Raw genomic sequence first — 18,873 nt, 5'->3', positions numbered from 1 at the left:
ATCCGCGCCGACGGACCGGGTGCAGCGGCGGCGGTCGGCGGGCACCCTGGAGGAGGGGACTTCCGCCGAGGAGGCACCGAGATGCGGCACGCCGAAGACCCGCACATCCGGCCCGCGGGCATCTCCGCGCACGCCCTGGGCAACGACACGCTCCTGCACGAGCTGGAGCAGCTGCACCGCACGCGGCACGAGACGTTCCTGTACGGCTCGGAGGAGGCGCTGAAGCGGCACACGCTGCGCACCGGGGAGCTGGAGGCCGAGTACCTGCACCGCTTCCCGAGCCGGCAGGTCACCGCCGCGCGGACCAGGGCCGGGGCCCGCGCCCGGGAGGCGGCGGCCCGGGTGGAGTCGCTGCCGGAGTGACGCGGCGGGCCGCGCGCCCGCCGGGACACGCCGGGCGCGCGGTGGCGTGCCCGGAGGCGGGCGGTCGGGGAGGGTGTGAGGGCAGACGCACCGGACCGTGACCCCACCTGGGAGCCCCGCATGCCCATCGCCAGCGTCAACCCCGCGACCGGCGAGACCGTCCAGACCTTCGAGCCGCTCGACGCGGCCGGCATCGAACGGCGGCTGGCCCGCGCCGAGGCCGCCTTCCACAGCTACCGCGGCACCCCGTTCGCCGCCCGCGCCGAACTGATGCGCCGCGCCGCCGACCTGCTGGACCGGGAGCTGGAGGCGGTCGCCCGCACCATGACCGAGGAGATGGGCAAGCCGCTGGCCGCCTCCCGCGCCGAGGTCGCCAAGTGCGGGAAGGCGATGCGCTGGTACGCGGACCACGCCGAGGAGCTGCTCGCCGACGAGCACCCGGCCCCAGCCGACGTCGCCGACTCCGGTGCCTCCCGGGCCTTCGTCCGCTACCGTCCGCTCGGTCCGGTTCTTGCCGTCATGCCATGGAACTTTCCACTCTGGCAGGTCCTCCGGTTCGCCGCGCCGGCCCTGATGGCGGGCAACGTCGGCCTGCTCAAGCACGCGTCGAACGTGCCGCGCACCGCGCTGGCGATCGAGGAGCTGTTCCAGCGGGCCGGGTTCCCGGAGGGCTGCTTCCAGACCCTGTTGATCGGCTCGGGCGCGGTGGAGGGCGTGATCCGGGACCGCCGGGTCGTCGCCGTCACCCTCACCGGCAGCGAGCCGGCCGGGCGGGCGGTCGCGGCCACCGCGGCGGACGAGGTGAAGAAGGCCGTCCTGGAGCTGGGCGGCAGCGACCCGTTCGTCGTGCTGCCGAGCGCCGACCTGGACGCGGCGGTGCGCACCGCCGTCCGGGCCCGGGTGCAGAACAACGGCCAGTCCTGCATCGCCGCCAAGCGCTTCATCGTGCACACCGACGTGTACGACCGCTTCACCGCCGCCTTCACCGCGGCGATGGGCGCGCTGAAGGTCGGCGACCCGATGGACGAGTCCACCGACGTCGGCCCGCTGGCCAGCCGCCAGGGCCGGGACGACCTGGAGGAGCTGGTCGAGGACGCCCGGGTGCACGGCGCCCGGGTGGAGTGCGGCGGCGGGCGCCCGGAGGGCTGGGACACCGGCTGGTTCTACGAGCCGACGGTGCTGACGGGCATCACCCCGGCGATGCGGATCCACCTGGAGGAGACCTTCGGCCCGGTCGCCACCGTCTACCGGGTGGCCGACCTGGACGAGGCGGTGGCGGTCGCCAACGACACCCCGTTCGGGCTGAGCGCCAACGTCTGGACCACCGACGAGGCCGAGCGGGAGCGCTTCGTCCGGGACATCCAGGCCGGCGGGGTGTTCTTCAACGGGATGACGGCCTCGCACCCGGCGCTGCCGTTCGGCGGCGTCAAGCGCTCCGGGTTCGGGCGGGAGCTGTCCGGGCACGGGATCCGGGAGTTCTGCAACATCACCACGGTGTGGATCGGCTGAGTCCTCCCGGGCCCGCGCCCGTCCGGCCCCGCGCCCGTCCCGACCGGGTCAGGACGCCATCCGGTGCCGGCCCGGCCCCGGGGTCATCCAGCGGGCGACCACGCCGCCCATCGCGATGAGCGTCAGGCCCCAGAAGACCGCCATCGGCACCAGCACGGGCAGCAGGCTCACCTGGACCGCGACCATGCAGAGGCCGATCGAGAGCGCGATCATGAACGTCACCACGGTGGGGCTGAGGCTGAGCAGCCAGTGCCAGACGCGGTGCCCGAAGCCCCGGGCCCTGCGGGTCGCGGGGTCGGCCTCGGCCCGGGCGTCGAGTTCGGCGTCGAGTTCCTTGTAGGTCAGCAGGTCCATCGGGATCGCCTCCAGTGCTGGACGGCTGGACGGGAGGGGTGCCTGGCCCCGGTGGGGTCAGGAGGCCTTGCGGGGAGCCGAGGGCTTCCGGGTGGTGGTCTTCTTCGCCGCCGGGCTCCTCGCGGAGGTCTTCCCGGCGGACTTCTCGGAGGCGGCCGTCTCGGAGGGGGCCTTCCCGGAGGCTGCTGCCTTCGAGGCGCTCCGCTTCACCGGGGCGCGCTTGCGCGGCGCGGGCTCCGCCTCCTCCGGGGCGGCCTCCCCGGCCCCGCCGCCCCGCCCGCCCCTGGCCTGCTTGAGGCTGCTGCGCAGCGCCTCCATCAGGTCGATCACGTTGTCCGGCGCCTCGCCCGGCTCCTCCTCGTGCGGGACCTCGACGCCCTCCAGCCGCGCGGTGATCACCTGCTGCAGCGCCTGCTGGTAGTCGTCGTGCAGCTGGGACAGGTCGAAGTCCTCGGAGAGGGTGTCCATCAGCGACCGCGCCATCTTGAGCTCCTGCGGCCGGACGGCGACGTCGCCCTCGGGCGCGATGCCGGCCGCCGGGCGGACCTCGTCGGGCCAGATGCAGGTCTGCAGCACCAGGGTGTTGTCGTGCACCCGCAGCACCGCGGGCGACTCCCGGGTGCGCAGCGCGATCTTGGTGACGGCGATCTGCCCGGAGTCGGTGAGCGCGTCGCGCAGCAGCGCGTACGGCTTGGCGGCGGCCTTGTCGGCGACGCCCACGTAGTAGGCCTTGGAGAACATCAGCGGGTCGATCTCGCCCTCGTCCACGAAGGCCAGCACGTCGATGATCTTCTTGCTGGGCAGCGGCAGGTCGGCGAGGTCCTCGTCGGAGAGCGTGACGGTCCGCCCGTCGGGGGACTCGTACCCCTTGGCGATCTCCGCGTACGGGACCTCCTTCTCCTCCCGCTCGCAGTACCGCTTCATCCGCACCCGTCCGCCGTCCTTGGCGTGCACCTGGTGCAGCGGGACGTCGTGCTCCTGGGTCGCGGAGTACAGGTGGACGGGGATGCTGACCAGCCCGAAGCTGATCGTCCCCTTCCAGGTGGTCTGCATGGGGTCGCTCCTGACCGGCGCCGGGAGCCGGCCGGCACCGAGAACGCTCGGGATGCTCCTACGGCATGTCCCGAGAGTCCCACTGTGCTCTGGTTTGCCCCGATCGTCCACAGCGCGTCGACAATGGGCCGAGGAGGTCGACGCGGATGGGCATCCGGAGCCGGGGGCACCAGCGGGGCCGGCGGGACCAGCGGGAACGCGACCAGGCGCCGCCGCCGGAGCGGTACGGCTACCTGGTGACGTACGCGGTGCGGGGCGAGCCCGGCGCACGGCGCGCGGAAGTCACGGTGCTGCCCGGATACTCGCAGGAGGACGACATCCCCCGGATCCTCGCCGCCCGGCTCACCGGGCGGCCGGCGGACGAGGCGTCGATCACCGTCCTCGACGTGCGGCCGATCTGACCGGCCACCCGCGGGCGATTTGAGCCCCAACAGAGCTTGGCGACCTTTCCGAATGCTGACGATGCGTCAGATTTGAGGTTTCCATGCCACCTTTCCACCCACCCCGACCAGGCCTTTTCCGTCCGTTGAGCGAACAGTTACCAAAGGATTGTTCCGATACTCGGGCGTAGAAGTTAGGTTGCGACGCAATGCGCGGGTCAGTCCCCCACCCTCGGCGCGACGAGCCGAGGGACACGCCGCGCGGGAAAGGCACAGGGCACCCAGATGAGTGCGGACACCACCAAGCCCCCGGCCACGGCCACCAAGCTCCCCCACCAGACCGGGCCGATCGGCCACGGCGGCGACGGCCACCTGAAGGCCGGACTCAAGAACCGCCACCTGTCGATGATCGCCATCGGCGGCGTGATCGGCGCCGGCCTGTTCGTCGGCTCCGGCGCGGGCATCGCGACCACCGGCCCGGGCATCCTGCTCTCCTACGCCATGGCCGGCGTGCTGGTCGTCCTGGTGATGCGGATGCTCGGCGAGATGGCCGCGGCCGACCCGCAGAGCGGCTCGTTCTCGGCGTACGCGGACCGGGCGCTCGGCCGCTGGGCCGGGTTCAGCATCGGCTGGCTGTACTGGTTCTTCTGGGTGGTGGTGCTCGCGGTCGAGGCGACGGCCGGCGCGAAGATCCTCAACAACTGGGTGCCGGGCGTCCCCCAGTGGGGCTGGGCCCTGATAGTCATGGCGGTGCTGACCGCCACCAACCTCTTCTCGGTGGCCTCCTACGGCGAGTTCGAGTTCTGGTTCGCCGGGATCAAGGTGGTCGCGATCGCCGCGTTCCTGGTGATCGGCACCCTCGCCGCCTTCGGCCTGCTGCCGGGCACCCACGCGGTCGGCGCCAGCAACCTCACCGGCCACGGCGGCTTCCTGCCGCACGGGGTGGGGGCGGTGTTCACCGGCATGCTCACGGTGGTCTTCGCCTTCATGGGCAGCGAGATCGTGACCCTGGCCGCCGGCGAGTCGGAGAATCCGGAGAAGGCCGTCTCCAAGGCCACCAACAGCGTGATCTGGCGGATCGGGATCTTCTACCTGGGCTCGATCCTGCTGGTGGTCACCCTGCTGCCCTGGGACTCCGCCGACGTCAAGGCGAGCCCGTACGTGGCGGTGCTGGACCACATCGGCATCCCGGGCGCCGGCCAGGTGATGGACGTGATCGTGCTGACGGCGGTGCTGTCCTGCCTCAACTCCGGGATGTACACGGCCTCCCGGATGGCGTTCTCGCTGGGCCAGCGCGGGGACGCGCCCAAGGCCTTCGCCACGGTGACCTCGCGCGGCGTGCCGCGGGTGGCGATCCTCTCCTCGGTGGTCTTCGGCTTCGTCGCGGTGTTCTTCAACTACACCTCGCCGGACACCGTGTTCGCCTTCCTGCTCAACTCCTCCGGCGCCGTCGCGCTCTTCGTCTGGCTGGTGATCTGCGCGACCCAGCTGCGGATGCGCAGGATCATCGAGCGCGAGATGCCCGAGCGGCACACCGTCCGGATGTGGCTGTACCCGTACCTGACCTGGACGGCCATGGGCATGATCGGGTTCGTCATGGCGTACATGTTCACCGACGCCGACGGACGCAAGCAGATGTACCTGTCGCTGGTCGCCGCAGCCATCGTGCTGGCGGCCTCGGCCGTGGTGGGCCGACGGCGGCGGGCCGCGGTGGCGGCGGCGGGCTCCTGACCCGTCCGCCCCGCGCGGGAACGCCGGGCCCGGGAGCCGATGCGGAGGTTCCCGGGCCCGGCGCCGTTCTGCCCGGCGCACCGCGCCGCCGGATGCCACGCCGCCCGGCACGGCACCGCCCGTCCAGTTTGACCAAGGCACGTCAACGGGGATACCAGGGCCGGGCGCTCCCCCACGAGCGCTCCCCCCGCCCCCTCCGGGAGACCCCGTGCCGTCCCTACCCGCCCCCACGCCACCCCAGCCGCCACCACCTCAGCCGCCTCAGCCGCCTCCGCCCCGTACGGGGCCCGGGTCCGCGCGCCTGCGCTTCGGCCGCCGACTGCGCCACTGGCGCGAGGCCCGCGGCCTCAGCCAGGCCGAGTTCGGCCGGCTGCTCGGCTACCACGACTCGCTGATCAGCCGGGTGGAGAACGCCCACCGCTGGCCACCGCCCGGAATGCCCGCCCGGGCCGACGAACTCCTGCGCGCCGACGGCGAGTTGGCGGACCTCTGGCAGGCCGTCCAGCAGGAGCGCGAACACCTCGGCGAACGCGCCGCCGCCACCCGGCCACCGCTCGACACCACCGCCACCGGCCCGCCGGACGCCGCCACCGTCGAAGTGCTCGCCCAGCTGCTCGCCGTCTACCGCGCCGCCGCGGGCCGGATCGGCGGCGAGGAACTGGCCACCGTCCTGGAGCACCACGCCCACACCCTGCTCGGCCGGCCGCACCCCGACCCGCACCAGTACCCCGACCCCCGCGACCACCCCGCCGCCGACCGCTCGCTCGCCGCCCAGTACGCCGAACTCGCCGGCTGGGCCCACTTCGAGGGCGACCGCCACGCCCGCGCGCTCAGCTGGTACGCCACCGGACTGGAGTGGGCACGCGCGACCGGCGACCGGATCACCGCGGCCGCGCTGCTCGCCCGGCAGAGCACCCTGTACTGGTGGCACGGCGACCCGGCCACCGCGCTCGCCCTGGCCGAGGCCGCCCGGACCACCGCGCCTCCCCTGCCGGGGCTGCGGGCCTGGACCGCCGTCGCCCAGGCCCACGCCCACGCGCTGGCCGGCCGGGCCCCGCTGGTGCGCCGGACCCTGGCGGAGGCCCGGCGGCTGACCGACACCGCGCTGCGCACCGGCGAACCGACGCCCTGGGCGGACCGCGCCGACCTGGTCCTGGCCGTCGCGCACGGCACCTGCCACCGGGACCTCGCCGTCCGCACCGGCCGCGCCGGCCACGCCCGCACCGCGGCGGCCTGGCTGGAGGCCGCCCTGCGGCTCCTCGACCCGGCCGCCCGCCCGCGCGACCACGCCCTGGTCACCGCCCGCCTCGCCGGCGCCCACGCCCTCGCCGGCCGCACCGACGCCGCCGTCGCCCTGCTCACCCGGCTGCCCCCGCACACCGCCGGTCGCATCGCCCGGGAGCGACGGCGGGCCGAGGAGTGGCTGCGCGGGTGAGGCTCCCCGGGCACGGCCGTCCCCGGTCCGTCACGGAACGGCAGGACCGGCCACCACCTGCGGGTGTGGTGACCGGCCCTGCCGTACCGCTTCGACCGGCCCTACCGGGTCGGACCAGTGACCTTCCGGGTCAGCCCGGGGACCCGCCGGGTCGGATCAGAGGCCGGCCGCCGCCGCGGCGATGTCGGCCGCGTAGGTGCTCACCTGGGTGTAGACGCCCGGGTAGCCCGCGCGGGCGCAGCCGTTGCCCCAGCTGACGATGCCGACCTGGACCCAGCGGCCCGCCGCGTCCTGCCGGACCATCGGGCCGCCGGAGTCACCCTGGCAGGTGTCGACGCCGCCCTGGGAGACGTAGCCCGCGCAGAGCGAGCCGGCCGCGTTCAGCCCCGGGTAGGCGCGGGCGCAGGTGGCGTCGTCGACGAACGGCACGCTCGCCTTGAGCAGGTACCGCTGCTGGCCGCCGCCCTCGCGCGCGGCGCCCCACCCCATGATGGCGAAGGTGCCGCTGTCGTAGGCGGTGGAGGTGGCGATCGGCAGGGTGCTGACCTGGCCGCCGCTCACCGGCGAGGCCAGCTTGATCAGCGCCCAGTCGTCGCCGTTCTCGGCGCCGGTGAAGGCGGGCGACTGGTACACGTACGAGGAGCGGACCTTGACCGCGCTGCCGCTGTTCAGGTCGACCGCCCCCGCGGTGGCGGTGATGCTGCTGTCGGCGCCGGTGCCGTCGACGCAGTGGGCGGCGGTGAGCACGATCTGCGAGGTGTAGAGCGCGCCGCCGCAGCCCATCGAGAGCCGCACCACGAACGGGAACTCGCCCTGCGCCGCCCGCGTGCCGCCGACCACGCTCGGCGACGGCTCGGGTGAGGCGGCGGCGGGCAGCACGAGCGCTCCGGCGCCGAGCACCAGGCCGGCCAGCAGGCAGACGAACCTGCCGAGTTGACGCTTCATCAGATCCTCCTTGCAGGTGGGGGAAGACCGAGAGTGGCCCGGCGGGCGGCGCGATAGGAGGGGTCCGCCCTTGCCGGTCGGATCTGGCAGGAACACGGCAATGAGGGGTTCCGGCTGCGGAGGGCCCGGGACGATCACGCACCGAACCTCACGGCCCGCTCCGGGGAATCCCGTGCGCGACCCCCCGGAGCCGTCACCGGTCGCTCACTCCGCGTCGACGCCGCCCCCGTCGGCGTGTGAGCCCGCCCACAGCGGGATCGCCATCCACGATCCCCGATAGTGGACGCGCTCCCCGTAGCACCGCCCCCGGCGCCGTCGAGCCGCCCCGACCGGGCCGCCCGCGACCGTGATCCGCCTGAAGAACACAGGCCACCGCACCTGCCGGCGGTGGGATCCTTCACCACCCCCGGGCTGCCACCTCCGGATGGAGGATTCGGACAAATCTGCCCAAATAAGCCGCCGGGCCCCGCTCCGGCCACCCCTCAGCCACGACCCTGCGTAGTAGCGAACGCCTTTGCCACCCGTCCCCGGCCCTGCCAAGAATGGCCCGTCGCCAGACAGCGCAGCCGACCACCCCCCGCCGCCGCGCAGCCCGCCCGCCCCGCCGTTTCCGTCGGGGCGCCACGGCCGTCCAGGGCGGCCGCACGGGTCCCGCTCACCCGGAGCCCACGCGATGCCCCGCCCCCGGTGCCACCGGCACGGCCCCCGACGGAGAAGGATCGTCCGCCCCATGCAGCTCAGCCATGCCCGCCGCAACTCCCTGATCACCGGCGTCGCCACCCTCGTGGTCGCGAGCGCCGCCACCGCGGCCCTCGCCATCCCGCAGGCCGGGAACGGCACCGAGGCCGCCCCCGTGGCCGCCGTGTCGGTGGACGGCACGCTGGTCGCCGAGCAGGGCCAGGCCGACACCGCTGCCGCCGGCGCCGCCGAGCAGGCCGCCCAGGAGGCCCAGGCCAAGGCCGAGGCGGACGCCGCCGCCCAGGCCCAGGCCGAGGCACAGGCCCAGGCGGACGCCAAGGCCAAGGCCGACGCCGAGGCCGCCGCCTCCCGCTCCCAGGAGCGCCAGGACCTGAACAGCGCCCCGGCCGCCTACTCCGGCACCCCGCAGCAGATCGCCGCGCAGATCGTCCCGGCCGGCCAGCTCCAGTGCTTCAGCAACATCGTGTTCCGCGAGAGCAGCTGGAACCCCCTCGCGGTGAACGCCTCCTCCGGCGCCTACGGCCTGGTCCAGGCCCTGCCCGGCTCCAAGATGGCCTCCGCGGGCGCCGACTGGCGCACCAACCCGGCCACCCAGATCAAGTGGGGCCTGAACTACATGAACACCCGCTACGGCAGCCCCTGCGCCGCCTGGTCGTTCTGGCAGTCCCACCACTGGTACTAGGCCGACCCCCGATCGGCCGCCGAGGGCCCGCGACGCACCGCGCGTCGCGGGCCCCGGCGCGCATCACCCCAGGTCGGAAGCCGGGCCGGGACCCGGGGCGGAGCCCGGGCCGGGCGTGGACACGTCCGGAAGGCGGCGTGAAGATCTGGCGCACACTCGTACGGTTTGCCACTGATTGATCGGAATTACGGACCGTCAGGGCTTTGCCACGGTTCGCGAGCCCTCTTACGCTCCGGCGTCATGCCCTCACCCCTGATCAGCGTCGTGCTCCCCGCCTACGACCGGCACGAACAGCTCGCCGACTGCCTGGACTCGCTGCTCGCCCAGTCCCTGGCCGACGTCGAGGTGATCGTGGTCGCCGACCGCTCCCCCGAGACCGCGGGCGGGCTCGCCGACGCGTACGCCGCCCGGCACCCGCAGGTGTCGGTGCTGCACCTGAACGCCGCGGTCGGGGTCGGGGCGAGCCGGAACGCGGGCGCGGCGCGGGCCACCGGCGAGTACCTGCTGTTCCTGGACGCCGACCACCTGCTGCCCCGGGACGCGCTGCGCACGCTCGCCGACCGGCTCCGGCAGACCGGCCCGGTGGACGTGCTGCTGTTCGGCCACTCCCGCCGGCACCAGGACCGGGACTGGCCGGGCGGCGCCGAGGCGCTGCTCGCCGAGGCCGGCCCCGAGCCGTTCGCCCCCTTCGACCGGCCCGCGCTGTTCGGCGCGCCGCCGCTGGCCTGGGACCGGCTGGTCCGCCGCGGCCACTGGGCCGAGCTGGGCCTGGCCTTCCCGCCCGGCCGCTACGAGGAGGTCCCGGTGGCGCACGCGGCGCTGCTCGGCGCCCGGACGGCCGCCGTGCTGGCCCGCGAGTGCGTCCAGCTCCGCCGCCGGGAGACCGTCCATCCGGCGGGCGGCCCGGGCAGCAGCGTCTTCGACCTGTTCGAGCAGTACGAGCGCAGCTTCGCCCTGCTGGAGGACCAGCCGCACCTGTACGCGGTGCGCGAGGCGCTGTTCGTCCGGATGATCCGGCACTACCTGTTCGTCTTCGACCTGGCCGGCTGCGTCACCCGCGCCGAGCGGCCGCAGTTCTTCCACCGCGCCGCCGAGCACCACCGCCGCTTCCAGCCGCCCGGCCACCGCCGGCCGGGCGGCCGCGAGGGGATCAAGTTCTCGCTGCTGGCGGGCGGCGCGTACCCGGCCTTCGAGGTGGCCAAGCTCTCCCACATCGCGCGCGGCACGCTCACCGGGCGGAAGTAGCCGGGGCACCCCCACCCGGGTGAGCCGGGCGCCGCGCCCGGTACCGGTACGGCGGTACGGCTGCGATCATCGGCGGAGCCGTACTCCTGGGAGGTCCTGGTGAGCCGTCCGTCCGCCGTCCCCGGGGCCGAGTTGGCCCGTGAGCTGGCCGCCGTGCTGCGCGGCGAGGTCCGCTTCGGCGCCGCCGAGCGCACCGTCTACAGCCAGGACGCCTCCAACTACCGGCAGTTGCCGCTCGGCGTGGTCAAGCCGGCCGACCTCGACGACGTGCGCACCGCGCTGGCGCTCTGCCGCGCCCACCGGGTGCCGGTGGTGGCGCGCGGGGCCGGGACGAGCATCGGCGGGCAGGCGATCGGCCCGGGCGCGGTGGTGCTGGACTTCCGCCGCCACCTCGGCGCGGTGCTGGAGGTCGACCCGGGGGCCCGCACCGCGCGCGTCCAGCCCGGCACCGTGCTGGACGACCTCCAGCGTGCCGCCAGGCCGTACGGGCTGCGCTTCGGCCCCGACCCGTCCACACACAGCCGGTGCACCCTCGGCGGCATGATCGGCAACGACTCCTGCGGCTCCCACTCGCTCGCCTGGGGGCGCACCGCCGACAACGTCGAGCGGCTGGAGCTGCTGCTCGCGGACGGCACCGAGCTGACCGTCGGCGGGCGGCTCACCCCCGCGGAGCGCGCCGCGCTCGCCGCGCTGCCCGGCCGGGTCGGCCAACTCCACACCGGGCTGCAGGAGTTCACCGACCGCAACCTCGCCGCCATCCGGCAGGGCATGCCGCGGCTGCCCCGCCGCACCTCCGGCTACCCGCTGGACGCGCTGCTGCCCGAGCAGGGCCACGACCTGGCCCGGGCGCTCGCCGGCACCGAGGGCACCTGCGCGCTGCTGCTCGGCGCCACCGTCCGCCTGGTCGAGGACCCGCCGGCCCGGGCCCTGGTGGTGGCCGGCTACCCCGACGAGGGCGCCGCCGCCGACGCCGTCCCGGCGCTGCTGCCGTACGGTCCGCTGACCGCCGAGGGCATGGCGGCCGACCTGATCGCCGCGCTGCTCGCCGCCGGGCCCCGCCCGCCCGCGCTGGACCGGCTGCCCGCCGGCGAGTGCTGGCTGTTCCTGGAGACCGGCGGCGACACCCCGCGGGCCGCCTACCAGGCCGCCCGCCGGCTCGCCGACGCGGTCAAGCGCGAGCGCTCGGCCGCTGTCGCCCTGGTCACCGACCCGGTCGAGCAGCGCCAGCTGTGGGCCGTCCGGGAGGCGGGCGCGGGGATCGTCACCCGGCTGCCCGGCGGCGGCGAGGCCTGGCCCGGCTGGGAGGACTCCGCCGTCCCGCCCGAGCGGCTCGGCGACTACCTGCGGGCCCTGCGCGCCCTGCTGCGCCGGCACAGCCTGCACGGCGTCCCGTACGGGCACTTCGGCGACGGCTGCGTGCACCTGCGGATCGACTTCCCGCTGGACGAGCCCCAAGGGGTGCTGGTCTTCCGGGAGTTCCTGGAGCAGGCGGCCGATCTGGCGGTCTCGTACGGCGGTTCGCTCTCCGGCGAGCACGGCGACGGCCAGGCCCGCTCGGAGCTGCTGCCGCGCATGTACCCGCCCGAAATCATCGGCCTGTTCGGGGAGTTCAAGCGGATCTGGGACCCGGAGAACCTGCTCAACCCGGGCGCGCTGGTCGACCCGCGCCCGCTCGACGCCGACCTGCGCTTCGTCACGGCCCCGCGCCGCACGCTGCCGCTGGCCCTCCCGTACGAGCAGGACGGCGGCAGCCTGGTGAAGGCGGTGCACCGCTGCGTGGGCGTCGCCAAGTGCGTGGCCCCGGGCAGCGGGGTGATGTGCCCGAGCTACCTGGCCACCGGCGAGGAGCGGCACTCCACCCGGGGGCGGGCCCGGCTGCTCGCCGAGATGCTGCGGGGGGACGCGATCCCGGACGGCTGGCGCTCGGAGGAGGTGCGGGAGGCGCTGGACCTCTGCCTGAGCTGCAAGGGCTGCGCGAGCGACTGCCCCGTCCACGTCGACATGGCGACCTACAAGTCCGAGTTCCTGTACCAGCACTACCGGCGCCGGCCGCGCCCGCTCGCGCACTACTCGATGGGCTGGCTGCCGCTCTGGCTGCGGGCCGCCGCGCTCGCACCCGGGGCCGCCAACACCCTCGCCCGCTCCCGGGCCGGGGGGCTGCTCAAGCGGCTCGGCGGGATCGACCGGCGCCGGGTGCTGCCGGTCCTCCCGCCGGAGACCTTCACCGCGTGGTACCGGCGGCACCGCGCCACCCACCCGGCCCCGGCGGGCGCCCAGCCGGTGCTGCTGTGGCCGGACACCTTCTCCGACCGCCTCCAGCCGAGCGTGCTGCGCTCGGCCGTCGAGGTGCTGGAGCACCTGGGCTTCGACGTCCGGCTGCCCCCGGGCCCGGTCTGCTGCGGCCTCACCTGGTACTCCACCGGCCAACTCGGCACCGCACGAAGGGTGCTGCGGCGCAGCCTGCGGGCACTGGACGGAGCTGGGGTCCAGGCCGACACCCCCGTGATCGGCCTGGACCCCAGCTGCACCGCGACCCTGCGCGAGGAACTGCCCCGGCTGCTCGGCGCGGAGGGCCGACCGCTCGCCGACCGCACCCGCACCTTCGCCGAGTTCCTCGACGAGTTCGCCCCGGACGCCCCGCTCCCCCGGATCCCGCTGGACGCCGTCACCCAGACCCACTGCCACCAGCACGCGGTGCTCGGCAGCGCCGCCGACCGCCGGCTGGAGGCCCGGCTCGGCCTGAACAACCGGGTGCTGGAGGCCGGTTGCTGCGGCCTGGCGGGCAACTTCGGCTTCGAGCGGGGCCACTTCGAGGTGTCCGAGGCCATCGCGGAGCGGGTGCTGCTGCCCGGGCTCCGGGCCGCCGGGCCCCAGGCGGTGGTCCTGGCGGACGGCTTCAGCTGCCGCACCCAGATCGCCCAACTCGCGGACGGGCGGCGGGCCCTGCACCTCGCGGAGCTGATCGCCCGGGAGCTGCGGGATCAGTCCTGACGGTGCGCCGCGAGGAAGGCCCCGGCGTGGGCCGCGGCCTCCTCCCTGGTCCGGTGGCCGGCCGCCGCCCCACCGGTGGCGCCGTCCGCGCCGGTGGCCGTCCAGCGCCAGCCTCCAGAGGTCTCGTCCTCCGCCAACTCGGCTGTTCCGCCAAACAGTTCGAGCAGCCCGGGCCGCGCCGCCGGACGGCTGACGGCCTCCGGCCACTTCTTCCGGGCGCCCTGCCGGGTGATGCCCCAGGCGGCACCGAGCTGCTCGTAACTGGCGCCGTAGGAACCCGCGGTGGCGGCCGCGCCCGCGGCGAGCAGCTTGACCTCGGCGTCCACCAGCTTCCAGGCGGACAGGACGGAGAGCGCGACCTCGACCGGCTCGGCGTTCCACATCCGTTCCGCGGGCAGGCCCGTCGCGCGGGCGCGCACGGCGGCGGCGAGGGGGTCGAGCGCGTCGAGGAGGGCCTTGGCCAGCGCGGCCCGCTCCTCCGGAGTGATCTCCACGGTCGTCATGGTGACAACCATAGTTAACGAACTCGTCCACGACAACCATAGTTACCGGCCGAACCGGTCCAGCGGGCTCGCGCCCCGCTTCTCCGGCGCGAACGGCGTGCCCGAGGAGAGCGCCCGGAAGCCCACCACCAGCGCCTCCCCCAGGAAGCCCACCCCGATCGACAGCTGGATCGGACGGGCGTCCGCGGCCAGGCCGAAGTGCGCGGCGAGCGCGGCGAAACCGGCCATCAGGGCCAGCGACACCGCCGCGACCAGGAAGGTCCGCCCGGTGTAGCGCTGCCACAGCACGCCCTCCCGCTCGTAGACCCGGATGGTGGCGCCGCGCACCGCCCCCAGCGCGACGCCGAGCCCGGCGCCCGCCGCGATCCAGCCGTAGTCGGCCGCGCCGAGCCCGTGCTTCTGGGCGAGCGCCCACACGCCGAGGGCGGTGAGCACCACCGGCGGCGCGAAGAGGTCCCGGGCGTTGAGCGGTTCGCCGCGCAGCCGCCGGATCACCACCACCACGACCACGACGGCGATCAGCCCCGCGTGCACCCAGCCGTTCATTCCTGCCTCCCCGAATTTTTATAGCTCGACCGTGCTAAATCAGCAATTTAGCTCGCTCGTGCTATAACGGCAACATGCCGAAGATCGTCGACCCCGCCGAACGCCGCCAGGCCGTCGCCGACGCCGTCCTGCGCGTCGCGGCCCGGGAGGGACTGGAGCACGCCTCCCTGCGCAACGTCGCCGAGGAGGCCGGACTGGCCGTCGGCTCAGTGCGGCACTACTTCGCCGGCGGCTCCGAGCTGATGATCTTCGCGATGCGCGAGCTGGCCCGGCGGATCGAGGCCCGCATCCGCGCCCACGCCGCCGCCCTGCTCGACCCGGCCGCCGCCGGCACCGACCGGCGCGAACGGACCGTCCGGCTGCTCGCCGAGATCCTCCCGCTGGACGCCGGGCGCCGGGAGGAGTCCGCGCTCTGGCTCTCCTTCGTCACCGCCGCCCGCACCCGGCCCGACCTGCGGCCCCGCGCCGTCGAGATGCAGACCGGACTCGACGACCTGGTCCGACGCGTCCTCGCCGAGTCCCGACGCGCCGGCGGCCTGGCCCCCGGCCTCGACCTCGACCTCGAGACCCGCCGGCTCTCCGCCCTGCTGGACGGCCTCACCCTCCAGGCCGTCCAGCACCCCGACCTGGTCGGCCCGGACGAGCTGCGCGCGGTGCTGCGCCGCCACCTCGACACCCTGGCCGCCCCCGCCTCCTGAGACCGCGCCAACACCCCCGAGAACGCCGAGGTCGCCGAGGGCACGGAGAGCATCGACGGCACCGGGCCCCCGCCGCCCACGCCACCTCCGTCTACGCCCTGGGATGACCGGACCGGCACGACTGCGGCCCCCGCCCGTCCGTCGGCGGGGGCCGCAACCCGCGTACGCGCGGCGGGGGTGTCAGCCCTGGGCCGCCCCCGCGGGCGCCTCCTCCGCACAGACCGCCGAGACGAACTCGGCGACCCGCGCCTGCGGCAGGCCGCGCGCGATGTCCGCCTCGCTGATCATGCCGACCAGCTTGTGCTCCGGGTGGTTGATCACCGGCAGCCGGCGCACCTGGTACTGCTCCATCACCCGCAGCACCTGCTCGCAGTCCTCGTCCGCCTCCACCGTCATCGGCCGCCCCTGCGCCAGCTCGCCCGCCGTCACCGACGCCGGGTCGCGGTCCTCGGCGACGCAGCGCAGCACGATGTCGCGGTCGGTCACGATCCCCAGCAGCTTGTCGCCCGGTCCGCAGATCGGCAGGGCGCCCACATGGCGTTCCCGCATGATCCGGGCGGCGGCCGCGAGCGTCTCGTGCTCACGGATGCACTCCGCGCCCGGGTGCATGATGTCGCTGGCTCTGGTCATGGTCCGCCTCCTGACCTGGCTTCCCGTTCCCCTCGTCCATCGTGGTCCGGGCGGATGGCCGACGCCACCGGGGCCGACCCGCTCACTCCGCTCCGTCCGGCCCGGCGGGGCCGCCGCGCCCGAACCGGCCGTCCGGCGACTCCGGACGGTCCAGCGGCGACTGCTCCAACACCTCTTCCAGGGGCGGGAGTTCATGCCTGGGCGGCTCCGGCTCCAGCCCCTCCTCCGGGATCTCGCCGCTCTCCACCGCCTCCTCCACGGCCTTCGCCCCGGCCGCGACCGCCGCCGCCGTCAGCAGGTTCCGCTGCTGGACCTCCGTGGCACTGTCCAGGAAGCGCAGCAGCTCCACCGGGAAGGGCAGCACCAGCGTCGAGTTCTTCTCCGCCGCCACTTCCACCACGGTCTGCAACAGCCGCAGTTGCAGCGCGGCCGGAGTCGCGCTCATCACGGCCGCGGCGTCCGACAGCCGCTGCGAGGCCTGGTACTCGCCGTCCGCCGTGATGATCCGGGCCCGCCGCTCCCGCTCGGCCTCCGCCTGCCGCGCGATCGAGCGCTTCATCGACTCCGGCAGCGCGACGTCCTTGATCTCCACCCGGTCGATCTCGATGCCCCAGCCCAGCGCCGGGCTGTCGATCATCAACTCCAGCCCCTGGTTGATCGGTTCCCGGTTGGCCAGCAGGTCGTCCAGCTCGCTCTTGCCGATGATCGAGCGCAGCGAGGTCTGCGCGACCTGGGAGATCGCGAAGTTGTAGTCCTGCACGTTGACGGTGGCCTTCACCGGGTCCACCACCCGGTAGTAGACCACCGCGTCCACCCGTACGGTCACGTTGTCGCGGGTGATGCCCTCCTGCGCCGGGATCGGCATCGTCACGATCTGCACGTTGACCCTGCGCAGCCGGTCCGCGACCGGCATCAGCGCGACCAGCCCGGGCTCGCGCACCTCGTCGCGCACCTTCCCGAAGCGGAACACCACGCCCTTCTGGAACTGCTGGACGACCCTGATGCTCAGGCCCGCACAGATCACCCCGAGCCCGGCCAGCCCCCCGAGCGCACCCAGCACCGCATCGACGATCATCGCGGCCTCCTCGCGACCGGCGCACTGCGCGCACACCGGCGTCTCCGGCCGCCGCCGACCCGGACCGGCCGGGGACCGCCGGAGCAACTGATTCCACGCTACGCCTGCCCGGACGACGCCGGTATGAACGTCCCGCTCCCCCTAGGATCTTGACCATGCCGACCGAGGCCGCACCCTCCTCCCCCGCCGACGAGCCCTCCCACCTGGCGTCCGATCCGGCCTCCGACCAGGCCGCCGACGACCCCGAGCACCCCCGGCACCCCACCGAGGCGGCCGCCCGGGCCGCCGGACTCGCCGCGCTGGACCGCGTCGTCACCGGCTGCCGGGCCTGCCCGCGCCTGGTCGCGTGGCGCGAGGAGACCGCCCGCACCAAGCGCCGCGCCTACCAGGACCAGGACTACTGGGCCCGCCCGATCCCCGGCTTCGGCCCGCCGGACGCCCCGCTGGTCCTGGTCGGCCTGGCCCCCGCCGCCCACGGCGCCAACCGCACCGGCCGGATCTTCACCGGCGACCCCTCCGGCGACCTGCTCTACGCCGCCCTGTACGAGCTCGGGCTCGCCAACCGCCCCGAGTCCGTCCGCTACGGCGACGGCCTGGAACTGTCCGGCGTCCGGATCACCGACCCGGTCCGCTGCGCCCCGCCGGACAACAAGCCCAGCACCGCGGAACGCGACACCTGCCGCCCCTGGATCACCCGGGAGCTGGAGCTGATGCGCCCCACCGTGCGCACCGTCGTCGCCCTCGGCGGCTTCGCCTGGCAGGCGATGCTGCCGGTGATCGCGGACGCCGGCTGGCGGCTCCCCCGCCCCCGCCCCGCCTTCGGCCACGCCGCCGTGGCCGCCTTCCCGGCCCGCGACGGCGGACCGGACCTGCGGATGTACGGCTGCTACCACGTGAGCCCGCGCAACACGAACACCGGCCGGCTGACCACCGCGATGCTCCGGGACCTGCTGCGCGAAGCCGCCCGCTCGGCGGGGCTCGACCCCCGGTAGGGCGCGGCGGAGCGGGCCGGTCGGTCGAACCGGTGGGTGGCCGTGATCCCGCCGTCCACCGGCAGCGTGACGCCCGCGACGGACGAGGCCCGGTCGCTCGGCGGCCAGGCCGCCGCTACCCGAAGCGGGCCAGCTTCCGCCTGCCCGCCGGCCGCCAGACCTCCGGCAGCCGGCGCCGGGCGGCCTCCTCCGCGGCCAGCTGGCGGCCGTAGAGGACGCCGTAGCCGAAGGGCTCGCCGCCGCTCGCCGCGTGGGCGGCGAGGGTGCTCGCGGCGACCACCGCGTCCTGGTGCTCACCCAGCACCTCCTGGACGGCCTTCATCCGCTGGGCGTAGCGCTCGGCCCGGGCGCCGACGGCCGGGGCGGCGGTCTCGCCTGCGTACCGGGCGCGCTTGGCCGCCTTGCGGGCCGCGTGGAGGGCGAGGTCCCGTTCCCCGGGGGCGGCGGCGAGGGCGGCGCGGACGCGTTCGGCGGTGCGGTCCTGTTCGCGGGCGGCGATCCGGGAGAGCTCCGGGACGGCGCCGCGGGCGGCGCGCGGGAGCAGCGGCGGGTCGGCGAGGAGGGTGGCGAGGGCCTCGTCGAGGGCCCGGCGGCGGGGGCTGTCGAGGGCGGCGACGACCTCCGGCCAGATCTGCCGGTACTCGGCCTCGCCCCACCGCTCCAGCGCGGCGGCGACCCGCTGCGGCCCGCATTCGGCGGGCAGCTCGCGGGCCTCGGCGGCGAGCCGTTCGGCCAGCACCTCGCGGTCCCGCGCCCCGCCGAGCGCGGCGGCGAGCCAGCGCAGCTCGGCGACCAGCTCGTCGGTGGTGCCGGGGGCGAACAGCCGCCGGAAGGTCCGCAGGGCGCTGCGCAGCCGCCGGCAGGCGACCCGCATCCGGTGCACGGCGTCCGGTTCGTCGGCCCGGACGGCCTCGTCCAGGCCGGCCAGCACCACGGCCTGCGCCTCGATGCGGGCCAGCAGCACCTGTCCCACCGTGGTCTCGGGTTTCGCCATGCGCGCTCGCCCCCTCGTCGGGTCAGCGGGAACGCCTTCCAGGCTAAT

General features: G+C 75.0%; 18 protein-coding genes. 10 read left to right on the top strand and 8 right to left on the bottom strand.

Annotated elements, in window-relative coordinates; translation table 11 throughout:
- Nucleotides 1-81 precede the first annotated feature (81 nt).
- Together ACFCY1_RS15750 and ACFCY1_RS15745 are read left to right on the top strand one after the other, a co-directional pair.
- On the top strand, nt 82-363 hold the full coding sequence (locus ACFCY1_RS15750) for a DUF6158 family protein (protein WP_049659828.1): 282 nt from the start codon (nt 82-84) through the stop codon (nt 361-363).
- A gap of 120 nt (nt 364-483) precedes the next feature.
- On the top strand, nt 484-1,872 hold the full coding sequence (locus ACFCY1_RS15745) for an NADP-dependent succinic semialdehyde dehydrogenase (RefSeq protein ID WP_117486953.1): 1,389 nt from the start codon (nt 484-486) through the stop codon (nt 1,870-1,872).
- Between the two features lie 48 nt (nt 1,873-1,920).
- Here the strand turns inward: ACFCY1_RS15745 and ACFCY1_RS15740 are convergent, their stop codons facing one another.
- Nucleotides 1,921-2,226 (bottom strand): hypothetical protein, encoded by a 306-nt coding sequence (locus ACFCY1_RS15740; protein ID WP_049658984.1) that lies wholly within the window; start codon nt 2,224-2,226, stop codon nt 1,921-1,923.
- Between the two features lie 57 nt (nt 2,227-2,283).
- Nucleotides 2,284-3,279 carry a Ku protein gene (locus tag ACFCY1_RS15735; RefSeq protein WP_074005189.1) on the bottom strand — a complete coding sequence of 332 codons (996 nt, stop codon included), beginning with the start codon at nt 3,277-3,279 and terminating at the stop codon, nt 2,284-2,286.
- Between the two features lie 146 nt (nt 3,280-3,425).
- Between ACFCY1_RS15735 and ACFCY1_RS15730 the strand changes: the two genes are divergently transcribed.
- From ACFCY1_RS15730 to ACFCY1_RS15720, 3 genes are all read left to right on the top strand, one after another.
- Nucleotides 3,426-3,680 (top strand): hypothetical protein, encoded by a 255-nt coding sequence (locus ACFCY1_RS15730; RefSeq protein WP_049658988.1) that lies wholly within the window; start codon nt 3,426-3,428, stop codon nt 3,678-3,680.
- Nucleotides 3,681-3,944: 264 nt separating this feature from the next.
- The gene (locus ACFCY1_RS15725; protein WP_049658990.1) at nt 3,945-5,390 is read left to right on the top strand and encodes an amino acid permease; all 1,446 of its coding nucleotides are present in this window, start codon (nt 3,945-3,947) and stop codon (nt 5,388-5,390) included.
- Nucleotides 5,391-5,598: 208 nt separating this feature from the next.
- A complete protein-coding gene (locus tag ACFCY1_RS15720) occupies nt 5,599-6,825 on the top strand; it encodes a helix-turn-helix domain-containing protein (protein WP_375874898.1) in 1,227 nt (408 codons plus the stop codon).
- Nucleotides 6,826-6,981: 156 nt separating this feature from the next.
- Here ACFCY1_RS15720 and ACFCY1_RS15715 read toward each other — a convergent pair whose 3' ends face one another.
- Nucleotides 6,982-7,770, bottom strand: coding sequence for a trypsin-like serine protease (locus ACFCY1_RS15715; RefSeq protein WP_375874897.1), 789 nt, complete (start codon nt 7,768-7,770; stop codon nt 6,982-6,984).
- 730 nt (nt 7,771-8,500) lie between these two features.
- On the opposite strand from ACFCY1_RS15715, the gene ACFCY1_RS15710 reads away from it, so the two are divergent.
- From ACFCY1_RS15710 to ACFCY1_RS15700, 3 genes are all read left to right on the top strand, one after another.
- A complete protein-coding gene (locus ACFCY1_RS15710) occupies nt 8,501-9,151 on the top strand; it encodes a transglycosylase SLT domain-containing protein (RefSeq protein ID WP_053112595.1) in 651 nt (216 codons plus the stop codon).
- 240 nt (nt 9,152-9,391) lie between these two features.
- Nucleotides 9,392-10,396 carry a glycosyltransferase family 2 protein gene (locus tag ACFCY1_RS15705; protein ID WP_375874896.1) on the top strand — a complete coding sequence of 335 codons (1,005 nt, stop codon included), beginning with the start codon at nt 9,392-9,394 and terminating at the stop codon, nt 10,394-10,396.
- Between the two features lie 99 nt (nt 10,397-10,495).
- Entirely contained in the window at nt 10,496-13,387 is a 2,892-nt protein-coding gene (locus ACFCY1_RS15700) for an FAD-binding and (Fe-S)-binding domain-containing protein (protein WP_375874895.1), read from the top strand.
- On the opposite strand, the gene ACFCY1_RS15695 is transcribed toward ACFCY1_RS15700, so the two are convergent.
- Together ACFCY1_RS15695 and ACFCY1_RS15690 are read right to left on the bottom strand one after the other, a co-directional pair.
- Nucleotides 13,378-13,890 carry a hypothetical protein gene (locus ACFCY1_RS15695; RefSeq protein ID WP_375874894.1) on the bottom strand — a complete coding sequence of 171 codons (513 nt, stop codon included), beginning with the start codon at nt 13,888-13,890 and terminating at the stop codon, nt 13,378-13,380. The genes ACFCY1_RS15700 and ACFCY1_RS15695 overlap by 10 nt on opposite strands.
- Nucleotides 13,891-13,932: 42 nt before the next feature.
- Entirely contained in the window at nt 13,933-14,436 is a 504-nt protein-coding gene (locus ACFCY1_RS15690) for a DUF1453 domain-containing protein (RefSeq protein ID WP_074005182.1), read from the bottom strand.
- 74 nt (nt 14,437-14,510) lie between these two features.
- Here ACFCY1_RS15690 and ACFCY1_RS15685 point away from each other — a divergent pair, with 74 nt between their 5' ends.
- Nucleotides 14,511-15,134, top strand: coding sequence for a TetR/AcrR family transcriptional regulator (locus ACFCY1_RS15685; RefSeq protein ID WP_375874893.1), 624 nt, complete (start codon nt 14,511-14,513; stop codon nt 15,132-15,134).
- Nucleotides 15,135-15,314: 180 nt separating this feature from the next.
- Here ACFCY1_RS15685 and ACFCY1_RS15680 read toward each other — a convergent pair whose 3' ends face one another.
- Both ACFCY1_RS15680 and ACFCY1_RS15675 read right to left on the bottom strand, forming a co-directional pair.
- Nucleotides 15,315-15,764, bottom strand: a complete 450-nt coding sequence (locus ACFCY1_RS15680; RefSeq protein ID WP_049657806.1) for a CBS domain-containing protein — start codon at nt 15,762-15,764, stop codon at nt 15,315-15,317.
- An 82-nt stretch (nt 15,765-15,846) separates the two neighbouring features.
- Nucleotides 15,847-16,839, bottom strand: a complete 993-nt coding sequence (locus tag ACFCY1_RS15675) for a slipin family protein (protein ID WP_375874892.1) — start codon at nt 16,837-16,839, stop codon at nt 15,847-15,849.
- A 155-nt stretch (nt 16,840-16,994) separates the two neighbouring features.
- Between ACFCY1_RS15675 and ACFCY1_RS15670 the strand changes: the two genes are divergently transcribed.
- Entirely contained in the window at nt 16,995-17,831 is an 837-nt protein-coding gene (locus tag ACFCY1_RS15670; RefSeq protein WP_375874891.1) for a uracil-DNA glycosylase, read from the top strand.
- A gap of 115 nt (nt 17,832-17,946) precedes the next feature.
- Here the strand turns inward: ACFCY1_RS15670 and ACFCY1_RS15665 are convergent, their stop codons facing one another.
- Nucleotides 17,947-18,825: a CHAD domain-containing protein gene (locus ACFCY1_RS15665; protein WP_375874890.1), complete on the bottom strand. Its 879-nt coding sequence runs from the start codon at nt 18,823-18,825 to the stop codon at nt 17,947-17,949.
- Between the last annotated feature and the right edge of the window lie 48 nt (nt 18,826-18,873).

Origin of the sequence: Kitasatospora sp. NPDC056273, assembly GCF_042268845.1 — a bacterium.
GTDB lineage: Bacteria > Actinomycetota > Actinomycetes > Streptomycetales > Streptomycetaceae > Kitasatospora.
Note: the sequence above shows the minus strand (reverse complement) of the source record. Positions and strands in the feature narration are given on the sequence as shown.